Origin of the sequence: Paraburkholderia sp. SG-MS1 (genome assembly GCF_012275575.1) — a bacterium.
Classification (GTDB): domain Bacteria; phylum Pseudomonadota; class Gammaproteobacteria; order Burkholderiales; family Burkholderiaceae; genus Paraburkholderia.
Window position 1 is genome coordinate 1 of the sequence record NZ_NPIH01000227.1, and the last position, 16,864, is coordinate 16,864.

Sequence of the window (16,864 nt, forward strand, 5' to 3'; positions counted from 1 at the left end):
GCGCGCATCACGTACGGAGCCAAGTCTGTCCTCCACGACTATATCGCGTGGCCCCACACGCCGTCCTTCGCGAGAGATCGCTGACGAGCTGCTGCGCCGGCTTGGCGATCTCGCCAATGCGTGTCCTTAACTCGTTGCAACCATAGCCTTCGACCACTCTTGACCTTCCGATCAAGCTCGCCGGGTATATCTACAGGCCGGCCCTTGCGCTTATTGTCGTGCAATGACGCCAGTTCCTTGCGAAACATCATAGGCCCATAAACAAAGAGACTCTCGCCCAACTGCTGTCACTCGAGGAACGCGGACAAATGACCCGAACTCGGCCATTGCCGACGTTCGCGCAGTCTTGTTTGTACGTCAGCAGTCCGGCGGATTGCCGACGGTGGCAGAGTTGAACGTATGTCTCTTGATTACCAGCTGACGGTTTCGACCGATCGCAGCCGTCCACCCGAGACCGATAGGGAGTCAACTTAAAACGTACAACCGCCAATCAACGCTCGATCGCTGCCGATATCTGATCGGAGTCTGCTGGCAAGGTTCGCGGGTTAGGGCCGCCCCGTGGGGGTTGCGGAGCCTTTCCGGTCTCGGATCAAATCCGAAAAGGGACTGAATCGAGTCGGCTGTATGACTCGATTCGCGCGCGGCGTTACCGACGTTATCAACTATTCTTATTATTTTGCTACCTGCGTAGCCAACCCTGCGCGCGGCGCTTGCGAATTCCCATCGATCGAACCGGGCGCGACGCTCGTGACGCTGCGCCCGCTTTGAGAACGACACTGCATCACAACACCGCCCGACGAAAATCGGTCATCAGCGCGACAATGCACGCGAGAAAACGCGCGGCCTCGGCGCCGTCGACCGCTCGGTGGTCCCACGACAGTGAGAGCGGCGCGATCAGGCGCGGCTCGAACGCGTTGCCGTTCCACACGGGCTGGGTCGTCGCGCGGCCGACGCCGAGAATCGCCACCTCAGGCGCGTTGATGATCGGAGTGAAATGCGTGCCCCCGATGCCGCCCAGCGACGACACCGAGAAGCACCCGCCCTGCATTTCCTGAGCGGCGAGCTTGCCGGCGCGCGCCGCCGCGGTGAGCCATGCCATCTCCGTGGCGATGTCGCGCACACCTTTGCGCTCGACGTCGCGCACCACTGGCACGACGAGCCCGGCCGGGGTATCGGCCGCGAAGCCGATGTGCCAGTAGCCTTTCTTCACCACCTCGCCTCCCTCGAGGCTGACATTGAACTGCGGGAAACGCCGCAGCGCAACGACACAGATCTTCAGCACGAATGCGAGCAGCGTCACCTTCGCCGCGTCCGGTCCTGCCTCGCGGTTCAGTGTCGTACGGAGCGCCTCGAGTTCGGTGACATCTGCCTGATCGAAGTTCGTGACATGGGGAATCATCACCCAGTTGCGATGAAGATTCGCGCCCGAGATACGCCGGATGCGTGGCTGCGGCTCACGCGTCACGGGCCCGAAGCGCGCACAGTCGACCTGTGGCCACGGCAAAAGCTGAAGCCCGGTCGAGAGTTCGCCAGCGGCCGCCGCGGGCCGCGATGCGGCAAGCGCGGCCTTCGCGTGCGCCAACACGTCTTCGCGCAGTACGCGCCCGCGCGGGCCTCCAGACGTTACCTGCGTGAGATCCACGCCTAGTTCGCGGGCAAGCTTGCGCACCGACGGGCCGGCTGCGATGTGGCCGAGACCTCCGGCAAAGGCCGCCGGCGGTGGTGACACCGGCTGACGCGAGCTGGACTCCGCCACAGTAGGCGCCGTGGCCAAGGGTGCGCCCGCCGTCACAGGCGGCGGCGCCGCTTCGGGCACGAGCGCTGGCCGTGACGCGCTCGCGGCGGCAACCGTCTCGTCCTTAGTAGTCTCGAGATGGGCAATCAGGCTCCCTGCCGACACGACGTCGCCCGGCTTCAACAGGACTTCGCCAATGGTGCCGGCGTGGCTGCTCGGCACGTCCATCGTCGCCTTGTCGGATTCGAGCGTCACGAGCACATCGTCGATATTCACCGTGTCGCCGGCTCGCACCAGCACTTCGATCACCGGAATGCCCCGATAGTCCCCGATATCTGGAACTCTAATTGACTGCATCGCTTCTCCCTTTCTGGTTTGATTGAGTGCCGGTCATGCCTGCCACGGTGCATCGCCTGCGGCGTCGATCCCGTATCGCTCACGCGCCTGTGCGTGCTTCGCCTCGTCCACAACTGCAAGCGCCGCAACTGCAATGTGATGGCGGTCGACGCCAAAAAACCGGCGGAGCGCGGAGCGCGTGTCGCTGCGGCCAAAGCCGTCGGTGCCGAGCGCCACATAGGGTGCGTCGACATAGGACGCAATCAGTTGCGCATAGGCACGCACGTAGTCGCTCGCCGCAATGATCGGCGTCGCGCCGGCGAGGCAGCACGCGAGGTGGCTTGCGCGGCTCGCTCCCACGCCGAACAGCCGCTCGCGCTCGACCGCCCGCGCATCGCGGGCAAGCTCTGAAAAGCTCGTCACACTCCAGATTTCGCTCGCCACGCCCCAGTCGTTCGCGAGCAGATCGGCAGCCGCGATCACCTCGCGCAGAATCGCGCCAGAGCCCAGCAGCCGGACGGCCGGCGCCCCCTCTCCACGGATGCCGTAGCGACGCATGCCCTTGACGATGTCGTCGTATGCCTCGGGTGCGACCTCCTCCTGCGCGTAGTTCTCGTTGGTCACGGTCAGGTAGTAGAACTCATCATGCTGCTGCTCCAGCATGCGCCGCGCGCCGTAGTCGACGATCGCCGCCACTTCGCCTGCGAACGCGGGATCGTAGGCACGGCAATTGGGCACCGTCGCGGCGATCACGTGGCTCGTGCCGTCCTGATGTTGCAGGCCTTCGCCGGAAAGCGTCGTGCGCCCCGCAGTCGCGCCGATCAGAAAGCCGCGCGCACGCTGGTCTGCGGCCGCCCAGATGAGGTCGCCTACGCGCTGGAAACCGAACATCGAGTAGTAGATGTAGAACGGCAGCATGGCCACGCCGTTCACGCTGTATGAGGTTGCGGCCGCCGTCCACGACGAGAGCGCGCCGGCCTCCGTAATGCCCTCCTCGAGCAGCTGTCCGTCCTTCGACTCCTTGTAGTAGAGCATCGAGGCCGCATCTTCGGGCTCATACAGCTGCCCGAGCGGCGAATAGATCCCGACCTGGCGGAACAGGCCTGCCATGCCGAAAGTTCGCGCCTCGTCAGCGACGATCGGCACGATGCGCGGCCCGAGCGTCTTGTCCTTCAGCAAGTTGGTGAAGAGCCGGACCACGGCCGTCGTCGTCGAGTTCTCGCGACCCTGCCGTCCCTGCAGAAATTGCGCATACGACCCGAGCGGTGGTACTAGCACCGGCTCGGCCCGGGTCGAGCGGCGCGGCAGATAGCCGCCGAGCGCCTCGCGCCGCGCGTGCAGATAGCGCAGCTCCGCGCTGTCCGCGGCCGGCCGGTAGAAGTGCATCGCTTCGAGCGCCGCGTCGTCGAGCGGCAAGGCAAAGCGGTCGCGGAAGGCTTTGAGCGCATCGACGTCGAGCTTCTTCTGCTGATGCGCAGTATTGCGCGACTCGCCGGCCTGTCCCATGCCGTAGCCTTTCTTGGTCTTCGCAAGAATCACGGTCGGGCGACCCTCATGCGCCGCGGCAGCCGCAAACGCCGCATGGAGTTTGCGCAAGTCGTGGCCGCCGCGCCGCAGCCCGTCGATCTCTTCCGGCGACATGTGCGAGACGAGCGCCTGCGACTCGGGGTCGAGGTCGAAGAAGTGGGCGCGATTGTACGCACCGTCGTTGGCGCCGAGCGTCTGATACTGGCCGTCCACGGTCTCGGCAAAGCGGCGCAGCAGAACATGGTGACGATCGCGTGCGAAGAGCGTGTCCCAGTCCGAGCCCCACACCACCTTGATCACGTTCCAGCCCGCGCCCGTGAAGAGCGCCTCCAGCTCCTGGATGATCTGTCCGTTTCCGCGCACCGGGCCGTCGAGTCGCTGCAGGTTGCAATTGATGACGAAGGTCAGGTTGTCGAGCCCCTCGCGCGCAGCGAGCGACAGCGCGGCGAGCGACTCCGGCTCGTCCATCTCGCCGTCGCCGAACACGCCCCATACGTGCCGTTGCGCAGTCTGCGCCATGCCGCGGTGTTGGAGATAGCGAAGAAACCGTGCCTGATAGATCGCGCTGATCGGTCCGATACCCATTGAACCCGTTGGGAATTGCCAGAACTCGGGCATCAACCAGGGATGCGGATACGAGCACAGTCCGCCGCCGCCCACCTCCTGGCGATAGCGAGCGATGTGCGCTTCGTCCAGACGTCCTTCAAGGAAAGCGCGCGCATAGACGCCCGGCGCGGAATGCGGCTGGAAGTACACGAGATCGCCCTTACCGGCATCGCTGTCCCCTCGAAAGAAGTGGTTGAACCCGACCTCGAAGATCTCCGCGGCCGACGCATAGCTTGCGATATGCCCACCCAGCTCGCCATACGCCTTGTTCGCGCGCGCCACCATCGCGAGGGCGTTCCAGCGCACGATCGATGTGATGCGTTCCTCCATCGCGAGATCGCCCGGATAGGCGGGCTGGTCTTCGAGCGCGATCGTATTCTGATAAACCGAGTACGGGTGTGCGGCCGTCGTCACTCCGAGGTGATGCGCGTGCTCTCCGAGACGTTCCAGCAGGAAGCCGGCACGCGCCGCGCTGGCATGGCGCGAGACGCCTTCGAGGGCGTCCAGCCATTCGGCGGTTTCCTGCGGGTCCGCATCGGCTGACAGTGCAATTTGTTTCGGATCGGTTTTCATGGTCTTCTCGAACAGGAGAGGAAAAGGGAAATCAGCAACGGCTATCGCTCACGGACAAACTTGGGGCAGCCCGACAGGACATCCGGCACGCGAAGACGCAGGCGCGGGCGCGCCAACCGTCCTGCCGACGGTCAGGTCAGAGTGAAGAAATCTGTCGAGGTATGGCGGCTCAGCGGCCGATCGGTAGCGGTATCGCTGTCGAGTACGAAACCTGCTTGAGTGCGAAGCTCGAGCGAATGCTCTTGATGTTCGAGATGCGCGTAAGCTCGTCGACGATCAGCCGCTCGAGCGCCTGCGTGTCGCGCACGAGGACGCGCAGCAGATAATCGGCGTCCCCGGTCATCAGGTAGCATTCCATCACGCCCGGAATGGCGATGACGGCGCGCTCGAATTCGTCAAGCCCCTCGCGGCGCTGGTTCTCGAGCGAGACGTGAATGAACACGTTGACGTTCAGCCCGAGCGCGCCGGGATCGAGCAGCGTGACCCGCTGACGGATCAGGCCGCTGCGCTCCATTGCCCGAACCCGCGCGAGACAGGGCGAAGGCGAGAGGTTCACGCGCGAGGCCAGCTCGACGTTCGTGAGCCTTGCATCGCGTTGCAGCTCGCCCAGAATCTTGAGATCAATCGCGTCGAGTTCCATCGTCGAATATTCTGCCGGGTTTGGACCTGCGCTTCGCCGCGGCCCAGTGGACCGGCCATGCGTGACGGTGCCGCCCGCCCCGCATGGCTTTGCAGTGTAGCGCAGATCCCGCTCGAGACCGCCGCCACGCTGCATGCGCCTATGCGCCGATATCGCCTGAATCGAGCAACATCTGCGCGAGGCCGGAGCCCGCCGGCACCATCGGCCAAACGTTCGCTGTCGGATCTGTGACGAAGTCCATGAACACCGTGCGATCCTTCATCGACATCGCCTCGTGCAAGGCTGGTTCGACCTCCGACGGCCTCTCGATTCGCATACCCACGTGTCCATATGCTCGCGCGAGCGCCGCAAAGTCGGGCAAGGCGTCCATGTACGAACCCGAGTAACGATCGCCATAATGCACGTGCTGCAACTGCTTCACCATGCCGAGATAACCGTTGTTCAGCGAGACGATCTTGACGCCGAGTCCATACTGCTTACATGTCGAAAGCTCCTGTATGCACATCTGGATCGAACCGTCGCCGGTCACGGTCACGACATCGGCATCGGGGAACGCACGCTTGACGCCCATCGCATACGGCAGGCCCACGCCCATCGTGCCGAGCCCGCCCGAGTTGATCCAGCGGCGCGGCTTGTCAAATGCGTAGAGCTGCGCCGCCCACATCTGATGCTGTCCGACATCGGAGCAAACATAGGCGTCGCCGCCCGTCACCGCCCATAACTGCTCGATCACGTACTGCGGCTTGATCACCGCGTCGTCCTGCGTGAAAGCGAGGCAGCGGCGCGCGCGCCAAGCTTCGATCTGCGCCCACCACGCGGCGCGATCCGCGCGTTCGAGGCGGCCCGCCCGCAGTGTCTGCAAAAGGTTGCGCAGAACGCTGTACGCATCGCCGACGATCGGCAAGTCCACCTTGACGCGTTTGTCGATGGTCGCCGGATCGATATCGATATGGATGATGGTCCGCGCCGGATCATGAAAGTCGCGGGTATTCCCGATCACGCGATCGTCGAGGCGCGCGCCGATCGCAATCAGCACGTCGCAGTGCTGCATCGCCATGTTGGCTTCGAGCGTACCATGCATCCCCGGCATGCCGACGCAACGGCGATCGGTGCCGGGGAAGGCGCCAAGCGCCATCAGCGTGTTCGCTACCGGCGCGTCGACCAGCTCGGCGAGTTGCGCGATCACGCCTTCCGACTGCGCAGCGACCGCGCCGCCACCCACGAGGATGCAGGGCCGGCATGCGCCGGCGAGCGCCTGCGCCGCGCGCAGGATCTGGCCGGCATGGCCGCCGACATGCGTGCGCGAGGGTCGCATTGGCACGCTCTCGGGATAGCAGAACGGCGCCAGCGCCAACTGAATGTCTTTGGGCACATCGACGACGACAGGCCCTGGGCGTCCGGTGCGCGCGATGTGAAAGGCCTTCTTCAACGTCGCGGCGAGTTGCGCAATATCGAGGACGAGAAAGTTATGCTTGACTATCGAACGGGTGATGCCGACCGTGTCGCATTCCTGGAATGCGTCCGTGCCAATCGCGTCCGTTGGCACATTGCCGGCGATCACCACGAGCGGAATCGAATCGAAGTAGGCAGTCGCGATGCCCGTCACGGCATTGGTCACGCCGGGCCCCGAAGTGACGAGTGCCACGCCGACCTGTCCGGTGGCGCGCGCATAGCCATCAGCAGCGTGAACGGCGGCCTGCTCGTGGCGCACCAGGATATGCGTGATTTCCTTGCACGGCTGCAATGCGTCATACAACGGCAGCACCGCGCCGCCGGGATAGCCCCAGACCGTGTCGATGCCTTCTTCGCGCAAGGCCGCGACGATCATCTGCGCGCCGCTGACGCGCGGCTGCGCCGGACCTATCTGTCGATCGGTCTGCCGCACTTCAGCCATTTCAGTCGCCGCGATTTTCAATATTGTCTCCGTTCAATGAATGCGCCCGTTCGCGCATACGCTTTAAAGCTTCCTTGCCTCGTGGCCAGCTGGGCCCCGACGACTGAAAATATGATAGAGCCGAGGCCACCGTGGATGATTGCGAAATGGAGCTTGATCGAGCGCGAATCCAGCACAACTCGCTGCGCGCTCTGGCTTTGGTTCGCGGATATGCCGTGAACCAAAGCAGACCTGTCCTAAGCGGACCGCTTGCCCTTCTCCCGCATTTCGAGATGCCTTCCGGCGTCCGCTGCACTTTCAAAGATGTGTGGAGACACCCCGCGCTCGAGCAGAGCATCGCCGAGTTTGGCCCGCAGAAAAGCGCTCGTCGTGTAGCGCGTGACGCTTGAGTAGTAGCGGGAGGCGACATCGCGCACCGTGTCGGCCTGGTCCGCCATCCGTGTGACCCACTTCGGCGACACGAAGGACGTGACCTCGATATCGCGCAAACCCGCCACGGCCAGACACTCGATGAGCTCCAGCTTGATCGCGTTACGTCGAGAACGGCCTACGCCGACCGCTCACCTACGTTACTGCAGCCACGGCGCAGGCAGCTCAGAGTCGATACTGTAGCGATCGATCGCCTCCTTCAAGATCTTGCGCGGCGCCACGCCCTCGCGTACCAAACCGTCAAGCGCAGCGAGGACTATCTGATAGCGATCTACTTCAAAGAATCGCCTGAGCGCTGCCCGCGTATCACTGCGACCGAAGCCGTCAGTACCCAGCGTGATAAACCGTGCGTCGACATAGCTGGCGATAAGTTGCGGGTATGCGCGAACGTAGTCGGTGGCGGCGACCACTGGGGATTCGCCCGCGAGCGAGACTGCGACGTGGCTTGGGCGCATCGGCTCTGACGGATGCAGGCGATTCCAGCGTTCTGCCTCACGTGCGTCGCGCGCCAGCTCGCTGAAGCTGGTAACGCTCCATACCTCGCTCGAGACTTGCCAGTCTTTCGCCAGGAGTTCGGCCGCCGCGAAAACCTCGCGCAAAATTGTGCCGGACCCGAGCAACCTCACTCTATGTTTCGACGACTCCGGTTCTGCCGCGTCGAAGTTGGAATGGCGGTACATTCCGCGAATGACATCACCCTCCACGCCTGGCGGCAGGGACGGATGTGCGTAGTTCTCGTTCATCACCGTAAGGTAATAAAATTCGTCAACCTCACGTTCCATCATTTGTCGCATGCCATGATCCATGATTACCGCAAGCTCGCCCGCGAATGCGGGATCGTAAGCCCGGCAGTTCGGTACCGTCGCTGCAATCACATGGCTCGTTCCATCCTGATGCTGAAGACCTTCGCCGCCTAGCGTCGTTCGACCAGCTGTAGCTCCGATCAGGAATCCCCTCGATCGCTGGTCTGCGGCCGCCCATATCAGGTCGCCTACGCGCTGGAACCCAAACATCGAGTAGTAGATGTAGAAGGGAAGCATTGGCTTGCCATGCACGCTGTACGACGTCGCCGCGGCGATCCATGATGAAATCGCGCCGGCCTCGGTGATGCCTTCTTCGAGCAGCTGACCATCAGTGGCTTCCCGGTAGGAAAGCATCGACCCCGCATCTTCCGGCTCATACAATTGTCCGGACGACGAGTAGATCCCGATCTGCCGGAAGAGATTGGCCATGCCGAAGGTGCGGGCTTCATCGGCGACGATCGGTACGATCCGCGGGCCCAGCTCCTTGTCCTTCAAAAGTCCGCCAAGCATGCGCACAGCCGCCATCGTGGTTGACATCTCCTTACCGTCCGAGGCGAGACAAAACTGCGCATAGTCCTTGATAGGCGGAACGGCAATAGCGGGGCCAGTGAGCCGTCGGGCGGGGAGGCTTCCGCCGAGGGCCTCGCGACGGGCAAGCAGGTAGCGCATCTCGGCGGAATCTTCAGCGGGGCGATAGAAGCGCAATCCAGCCACGTCCTCGTCGGACAATGGAAGGCCGAAGCGATCTCTGAAGGCCTTAAGCGCGTCGATATCCAATTTCTTGGCCTGGTGAGCCGTCATTCGGGATTCCCCGGCGCCACCCATTCCGTAGCCCTTCTTCGTTTTGGCGAGTATGACCGTGGGGCGGCCCTTGTGCGCTTTGGCTGCGGCAAAGGCTGCATGAAGTTTTCGAAGATCGTGTCCGCCGCGTTTCAGACCATCGATGTCAGCGTCGGACATGTGCGCGACGAGTGCCTGTATGTCCGGGTCCTTCTGGAAGAAATGGAGCAGATTGTATGCACCGTCCTTGGCGCCCAACGTCTGGTATTGACCATCGACCGTTTGCGCAAATCTCCGCAAGAGCGCGTGTTGCTTGTCGCGAGCAAACAGTGGATCCCAGTCGGAACCCCAGATCACCTTGATGACGTTCCAACCTGCACCGGCAAACAGGGACTCCAGCTCCTGAATGATCTGTCCATTTCCACGTACCGGCCCGTCGAGACGTTGAAGATTGCAATTAATAACGAAGGTCAAGTTGTCCAGTTGCTCTCTCGCGGCCAAGGTCAGTGCGGCGATCGACTCGGGCTCGTCCATTTCACCGTCACCGAACACGCCCCATACGTGGCGGTCGGACGTATTGGCCAAGCTGCGGTTCTGCATATAGCGCATGAAGCGCGCTTGATAAACTGCGTTGATCGGCCCCAATCCCATCGAGCCAGTTGGGAACTGCCAGAATTCCGGCATTAACCACGGATGCGGATAGGAAGACAGGCCTTGGCCACCGACTTCCTGACGGTAGTTTGCGAGATGATTTTCGGTCAGCCGGCCTTCGAGAAACGCGCGCGCATAGACACCCGGTGCGGAGTGCGGCTGAAAGAACACAAGGTCACTTTCATGGTCAGCGTTACGTGCACGGAAAAAGTGGTTGAAGCCTACTTCGAATATCTCAGCGGCCGATGCATAGCTGGCGATGTGCCCGCCCAATTCGCCGTACGCCTGATTCGCTCGAACCACCATCGCGAGGGCATTCCATCGGATGATGGACGTCAGACGCTCTTCGATCTCCAGATTACCCGGATATGCGCCCTGCCTCTCAAGCGACACAGAGTTACGATAGGCTGAAAACGCCTGCGTAGAGGTCAGCACATCCTGGTTGCGAGCCTGTGCTTCAAGTTGCCGAAGCAGAAACAAGGCTCGCTCAGATCCCGCCGCATGCACCACCCCCGCGAAAGCCTCAAGCCATTCTTGCGTTTCTTGCGGATCGTAATCAACACTCGTTTTATCTGCATCACCACCGAGTGGAAACTTATCTACGCTTCCCATTCATGTCTCCATCATGGGTTGTCTTCAATGGTGAGGCGGCCGGACATGTGCTTATCCGCCTGGGAACTCCCCTTGGGCAACGCATTCCAGGTCTGCAGACCGTCAGCCCGCAGGCTTACTCCGAGGAATGCGTCCGAGCTCTATCGCCCATACGACGCAATAGCGCTTCCCAGCCCGTCCTTCTCTCGACCGCCAGCCGATATCAAAACCGATGATTTATGCCCATGGCAACCCCGACAGTATTTCCGGGAGAGAAACCGCCGGTTGGAGAAACATCGGCGCTAACCCCCGTACCCATCAATCCCTGGTTGTGGACAAGGCTCACGATCGTATAGAGGTACGTCCGCCTGGACAACAAATACTGTCCGTTCAGGCTGTAGAGAAACGACTTGTTCTTACCGTGGTCCTGGTCGTGTGAGTAATACACGCCCCCGCTGAGGACAATGAACGGAGTCGGGCGAACGCTACCGCCCAAGGTGTAGACATTCACGTTGCGGATGGTAGGTGATAGCGGTTGGCCGGCGGTTGGCGTCCGATAGTTAGTCACCATGCCGTTGACCGTTACCGATCCCCATGTATATTTCGCTGCGACGATGCGGCCTTCCTGTGCCACATGGCCGGACGCGTCACGGATATTCAGATAGGCGATCGATGCCGAGAGGCCGTGGTTGGCATACCTGGCTGAAGCCGATATCTGCTTGCCCGAGTTGAAATTACCCGCCACGCCCCCAGGGCCGAACATCAATGAGCCACTAAAACCGTATATAACTGGCGTGGTATAAGTAGCCACACTGCTGGTGTAGACTCCCGCCTTTCCAAGGTTGCTAAGGTAGGGCACCGGCGAGGCGCCTTGATTCGCATTCCCCTGCGGATCGTTATCCGCTACCACGAGATAAAACGGCGAGTACTGCAAGCCGGCAGTGACGCTGCCGAAGTTGCCATCGACCGATACGTACGCCTGCCGGCCGAAAAAGTTGCCATTCCCATGGCCCAGTGCACCGGTCGTGGCAAGGAAGCCGCTTTCCAGCCTGAATCCAGCATGAAGGCCGCCTCCAAGGTCCTCAGTACCCAACAGCCCCCAGCGGTTGCTAGTCGAGCCGCTATCAACCAGCGTGAATAACTTTCCCTGGTTTCCCACCGACCTGTTCTGGTAATACACCCCCACATCGACCGAGCCATAAAGTGTGACGCTGCTCTGGGCATTTGCGAAACTGGAAAACCCTAAAATTCCCGCGACTAAGGTTCCCCTCGCTAATCGATGTCCCATGACTCCTCCAGTAATAGTTTTATTCACAGTCAATTTTTTAAAACGGCGCCCGCCGCCCTCTTGTCCTCGAAGGAGGAAAAATCCCCCGTCGCACGGAATCAACGCTCATGCCAATCCTTCAGCCATGGAAAACTCTTTCGCATTTCCAACTGATTTGCATAGTTATGCGAATTAATGTAGATATACGCAATTTGTCGTAATTTGAACTTTTACCCATGACGGAAAATCCCGCAGATGTGAGGGCCGCCCAAGCTCAGACGAAAGATGGCTCCGGTACGACTACATTCTGGATATGACCGATAGTGTCTATCTCGATGCGCACCACGTCGCCGACTTTCAGGAACCTCGGCGGCACCATCCCGATACCGACACCGGACGGCGTGCCGGTCGCCAACACATCGCCTGGCTCAAGCGTCATCACGGTCGACAGGTAGGCGATCTGGTCATAGATGTTGAACAGCATGTCGCTGGTGTTACTGTCCTGGCGAACTTCGCCGTTCACGAATGCACGAATGCCCAGTGCGTGCGGATCGGGAACCTCGTCATCCGTGACGATCCAAGGCCCGATCGGGCCGTGAGTGTCGAACGACTTTCCGAGTGTCATCGTCTGTGTGCGAACCTGGTAGTCGCGCACCGAGACATCGTTGCAGACGACGTAGCCGGCGATCATCGCACGCGCGTTCTCGACGCTGACGTGGCGGCAACGTCGTCCGATGACCACGCCCAGTTCGGCTTCATAGTCGAGCTTGTCGGACACCGCCGGCAGATGCAACGGCGCAAATGGCCCATGAACGCACGACACCTGCTTGTTGAACCACAGTTGCGTTTCCGGGATCGTCATGCCCAGCCGGGCGGCTTCCTCCACATGCTTGCGATAGTTCAAACCGACCGCCAGATACTTGGAAGGATTGGGAATCGGCGCCAACAATTCCACTTCATCCAGCGCGTACGTACTACCGGTCGAAACTGACTGGGCGGCCGCCATCAGTGGCGGACCACCGTGCAGGAACTCCCGCATGGAGTGAGGCAAACCTGGCGAACTGGCGGGCAGGTCAATGATGCGATCGCCGACCACTTTCCCGATAGAGGTGCGGCCTTGCGTTTTGAAAGTGACGAGTTTCATCGGTTCCTCTGTAGCGTGGTTCCTGAAGGGTTCAGAAGGCGACCTTGGCAGAGCCTTTCAACTGCAGGATCGCTCGCGCCTCATCGGGGGATGCCACCTCCAGACCCAGACCTTCAATTATTTGACGTACGTTTCGGACCTGTTGAGCGTTGGACTCGGCGAGCTTGCCCTTGCCTATCCAAAGGCTATCTTCGAGGCCCACGCGGACGTTTCCTCCAATGGATGCAGCCATCGCAGCCACCTTCATCTGCGAGGCTCCCGCGCCTAGCACGGACCAGCGATAGTCCTTTCCGAACAGCCGATCTGCGGTGCGTTTCATGTGCATGACGTCGTCCGGGTGCGCGCCAATACCGCCAAGCAATCCAAAGACCGTCTGCACGAAGAAAGGAGTTTTGACCAGCCCCCGGTCAATAAAGTATGCAAGGTTGTACAGGTGGGCTGTGTCATAGCATTCAAATTCGTAGCGCGTCTCGTTGGGCTCCATCTCGCGCAGCGCGAATTCGATGTCGCCGTAAGTGTTGCGGAACACGAGGTCTTTGCTGCCCTCGAGGAACTCGCGCTCCCATGCGTGCTTGAATTCCGTCTGTCGCTCGAGCATTCGGAACAGCCCAAGACCCATAGTCCCCACGTTCATGGAAGCAACCTCCGGCTTCAGCACTGTCGCCGGGCGGATCCGGTCCTGCACGGTCATGTAGGGTGAGCCGCCAGTGGTCAGATTGAGCACGGCATCACAGCGGCGCTTGATGTCCGGAAGGAAGCGCAGGAACGCTTCCGGCGTCTGCTCCGGCTTGCCCGTTTCCGGGTCGCGAGCATGCAGATGGATGATGGCCGCGCCGGCCTCGCACGCTTGAACGGCCGCATCGGCGATCTCCTGGGGAGTCACCGGCAAATGCGGCGACATCGATGGAGTATGAATGGAGCCGGTAACGGCGCAGGTGATGATGACTTTGTTCATGGTGGTTTCTGGTGATTAATGAGAGCAATCGCCCGCAGGTTGGAATGCCAACAGAGCCTTTCCGAGTCGCCCGGAATCCGGATCAATCATTGCGCGGCCGTGTAATCCGGCTACCCGAAGGTGGTCCGCCTAGTCCCGGCCGTGCTGGGTCTATTCCGCAAGATGGCCACGCCAGCCTCTGTGCCACGTCAGTAACCTGCGATGGATCAGCATAAAGAGACCGTTGAGCACCACGCCGACTAGCCCGATCATCAGCAGACCGGCCCACGTATCGAGCACTGCAAAGGACTGATTGGACTCGAGGACGAATGTGCCCAAACCTTCCGAACCTCCGACCATTCCGACGATGATCACGGCCGCGATGCCAATCGAGAGGGCAACGCGGATGCCAGAGAACATTTGGGGCATGGCCGCCGGCAAGATCACCTGTCGCAAAGTTTGCCGCCCGTTGAGCCCGTACACTCTCGCGGTCTGAATGGCGACAGGATCCACTGCACGCACTCCGTCACACGTTGCAATCAGGATCGGGAAGATGGTCACGAAGACCACGAGAATGACATCCATCCTGATTCCTGGGCCGAGAAGCAGCAGTGGAATCGGAATCACCGCGGCCATTGGAATGCTGCGACCGAACTCGGTGATTGGAGAGACATCGCGCCGCAGCCGCGGAGAAATGCCGAGGATCGTGCCTATGGTGATGCCCAGAACGACGGAAAGAACCACGCCGATCGCTAACTCGACAAGGCTGGGTACCAGATAGGTCCGAAAGTGGTCGCCAGACCAGATAGAAACGAATCTCTCCAACACGTCCCGCAGTGGAGGAAAGTAGAGCGCACCGGCGCGCGATGAGGCAACCCACCACCATCCGAGTAACACAGCCGGCGTTCCGTATCTGAGAACGTTGGTCCGTAGACGGGACTGGTTCATTGAGCCTCCCTTTGAGATGGATGCCAACGCAGGAGATAGCGCTCCATGGCCGCGGTCAGTGCGCTCACCGCGAGACCAAGCGCACCCGCGACGACGACACGCGCGTAGAGCAGAGATGCATCACCGCCCTGTCCGGCCAGCCCGATCAGGGCGCCGAGACCACTGCCGCCGACTACGAGCGACGCGGCGATGGCGATGACCAGCCCGTGATTTGCCGCCAGCTTCAGTCCGGTGACCATCGATGGAAGAGCACTTGGAAAAACCACTTGCCAAAACACCCGCCACCGCGAGAGGCCATAGATCCTGGCGGTTTCAATGGCGATCGGATCGATATCGTGGGCGCCGGTCATGGTCTGGATGAGTAAAGGCCAGGCAGCGCTGAGGATGACGAGCGCCACAGTCAGCTGAGGCGACACGCCATACACGAACACGAGAATTGGCAATGCCGCGACGCTCGGGATCGTCCTCACGAATTCCACGGTCACGTGGCTGGCCTCATACAAGGGGCGCACGACACCCAAGAGGAGCCCTAATGGAAGCGTGACCACAGCGACGACGGCCATGCCGATGAGCCACAATCCCACTGAAACTCCGATGCCCGACCACAGTTCGGGGTTGCCCAGGTCCTTGACCAGGGCCCGGACGATTTGACCCACGCCTGGGAGGGCATTTTCGGCGACCAGGCCGCCCCGCGCAAGAAGCTCCCAGACCACAAGCACAGCGAGGACCGTAAGACCCGGCTCGATCCAGCGCCGCCACACTGATGAGGAGGTCGCCCGCCCGAGCCGCCCCCTCAGGCTGGCCGACGCGCTCAGACGTTTCACCTGGGGTGGAGGCGTCAGCAATGGAGACGACATGAAAACCTCCGCACACCAGGCTGACAGCACTTCAAGATCATCGTCACCAGCTTCTCCCTCCAAAGATATCCGATGCAACCAGAGCTTGGTCTTATGCGACTCTGGCTACGCTCTGTAAGGCCACTGTTTCGACCTTTGTTACGGTCAAGGTGTCATGCCGGATGAACTCGGCAATCTGCGACCTCAACCGGATGAATTCGGGCTCGGCCTTGGTGGCCACCTGATCGCGCGGAAACGGCAGCTCGACCCTGAGCGACTTCTTCACCTGGGTCGGCCGGGTTGACAGCACCACCACGCGATCGCCCAGGTACACGGACTCGTCGATGTCGTGCGTCACGAGCACCATGGTCATGCCAAGCTCATGCATGAGTTTCATCACCAGGTCCTCGAGGTCAGCGCGGGTCTGTGCATCGACTGCGGCGAAGGGCTCGTCCATCAGCAGCACCTGCGGCTCGTAGGCGATGCCGCGCGCGATCGCTACCCGCTGCTGCATACCGCCCGAAAGCTGCCAGGGGTACTTGTCTTCGGAGCCCGACAGGCCGACCCGGGCAAGCGCATCCAGGCCTTTTTGCCGCGCCACTTGTGCACTGAGTCCACGCGCGCGCAGGGGAAAGGTCACGTTTTCCAGCACGCGCTTCCACGGCATCAGCGAGCGCGTGTAGTCCTGGAAGACCATCGCCAGCTCGGGTGGCGGTCCGGCCACGGCCTTGCCCGCCACCTCGATGCGACCCGAGGTTGGCCTGAGCAGGCCGCAGAGGCTCTTGAGCAACGTGGTCTTCCCGCATCCCGAGGGCCCTACAACGCAGAGCATTTCACCCCGGGAGACCGAGAAGGACACGTCCTCAAGGACGTGTACCTGGTCCGCTCCGGATCCGTAGGCCACCTTGAGGTGTTCCACGACCAGGACGGCACCCGCATCGACATTGGTCATACCCATCCCCGCCTACGCTCAGGTGGCACTCTTGGCAAAGAACTCATCGCGGAACTCCCAGCCGATGCCCGGCGTTTGCCGCGCGCTGACGAAGCCGTTGTGCGCTTCGATGGGGTTCTTGAAGAGCCTGGACCACCAGGGCAGATATTCCGCCATCAGACCGCTAGAGAAGCCCGCGATTAACTGCACGCCCAGGTCCGGATAGACGTGCGGGGTGA

Annotated in this window: 13 protein-coding genes; all 13 read right to left on the minus strand. The window is 61.4% G+C overall.

Annotated elements, in window-relative coordinates; all coding sequences use genetic code 11:
• Nucleotides 1-781: 781 nt before the first annotated feature.
• Complete coding sequence (locus CIC12_RS20685) at nucleotides 782-2,092, minus strand: 2-oxo acid dehydrogenase subunit E2 (RefSeq protein ID WP_168666477.1); 1,311 nt, start codon at nucleotides 2,090-2,092, stop codon at nucleotides 782-784.
• A 33-nt stretch (nucleotides 2,093-2,125) separates the two neighbouring features.
• Nucleotides 2,126-4,777 carry an alpha-ketoglutarate dehydrogenase gene (gene mdeB, locus CIC12_RS20690; RefSeq protein WP_168666479.1) on the minus strand — a complete coding sequence of 884 codons (2,652 nt, stop codon included), beginning with the start codon at nucleotides 4,775-4,777 and terminating at the stop codon, nucleotides 2,126-2,128.
• 169 nt (nucleotides 4,778-4,946) lie between these two features.
• Nucleotides 4,947-5,417, minus strand: coding sequence for an Lrp/AsnC family transcriptional regulator (locus CIC12_RS20695; RefSeq protein ID WP_168666481.1), 471 nt, complete (start codon nucleotides 5,415-5,417; stop codon nucleotides 4,947-4,949).
• Between the two features lie 139 nt (nucleotides 5,418-5,556).
• A complete protein-coding gene (gene ilvB, locus CIC12_RS20700; RefSeq protein WP_168666497.1) occupies nucleotides 5,557-7,311 on the minus strand; it encodes a biosynthetic-type acetolactate synthase large subunit in 1,755 nt (584 codons plus the stop codon).
• 236 nt (nucleotides 7,312-7,547) lie between these two features.
• Nucleotides 7,548-7,808 (minus strand): hypothetical protein, encoded by a 261-nt coding sequence (locus CIC12_RS20705; protein ID WP_168666475.1) that lies wholly within the window; start codon nucleotides 7,806-7,808, stop codon nucleotides 7,548-7,550.
• A 72-nt stretch (nucleotides 7,809-7,880) separates the two neighbouring features.
• Nucleotides 7,881-10,586: an alpha-ketoglutarate dehydrogenase gene (gene mdeB, locus CIC12_RS20710; protein WP_168666483.1), complete on the minus strand. Its 2,706-nt coding sequence runs from the start codon at nucleotides 10,584-10,586 to the stop codon at nucleotides 7,881-7,883.
• A 202-nt stretch (nucleotides 10,587-10,788) separates the two neighbouring features.
• Nucleotides 10,789-11,853, minus strand: coding sequence for a porin (locus CIC12_RS20715; protein ID WP_168666485.1), 1,065 nt, complete (start codon nucleotides 11,851-11,853; stop codon nucleotides 10,789-10,791).
• A gap of 253 nt (nucleotides 11,854-12,106) precedes the next feature.
• On the minus strand, nucleotides 12,107-12,976 hold the full coding sequence (locus tag CIC12_RS20720; RefSeq protein ID WP_168666487.1) for a fumarylacetoacetate hydrolase family protein: 870 nt from the start codon (nucleotides 12,974-12,976) through the stop codon (nucleotides 12,107-12,109).
• Nucleotides 12,977-13,007: 31 nt separating this feature from the next.
• Nucleotides 13,008-13,931, minus strand: coding sequence for a 3-keto-5-aminohexanoate cleavage protein (locus CIC12_RS20725; protein WP_168666489.1), 924 nt, complete (start codon nucleotides 13,929-13,931; stop codon nucleotides 13,008-13,010).
• Nucleotides 13,932-14,081: 150 nt separating this feature from the next.
• Nucleotides 14,082-14,858 (minus strand): ABC transporter permease, encoded by a 777-nt coding sequence (locus CIC12_RS20730; RefSeq protein WP_168666491.1) that lies wholly within the window; start codon nucleotides 14,856-14,858, stop codon nucleotides 14,082-14,084.
• Nucleotides 14,855-15,715 (minus strand): ABC transporter permease, encoded by an 861-nt coding sequence (locus CIC12_RS20735; protein ID WP_168666493.1) that lies wholly within the window; start codon nucleotides 15,713-15,715, stop codon nucleotides 14,855-14,857. The genes CIC12_RS20730 and CIC12_RS20735 overlap by 4 nt, the downstream gene beginning before the upstream one ends.
• Before the next feature lie 91 nt (nucleotides 15,716-15,806).
• Nucleotides 15,807-16,646, minus strand: a complete 840-nt coding sequence (locus tag CIC12_RS20740) for an ABC transporter ATP-binding protein (RefSeq protein ID WP_168666495.1) — start codon at nucleotides 16,644-16,646, stop codon at nucleotides 15,807-15,809.
• An 18-nt stretch (nucleotides 16,647-16,664) separates the two neighbouring features.
• The coding region (locus tag CIC12_RS20745) for a hypothetical protein (RefSeq protein ID WP_446728024.1) at nucleotides 16,665-16,864 on the minus strand (200 nt) is incomplete at its 5' end.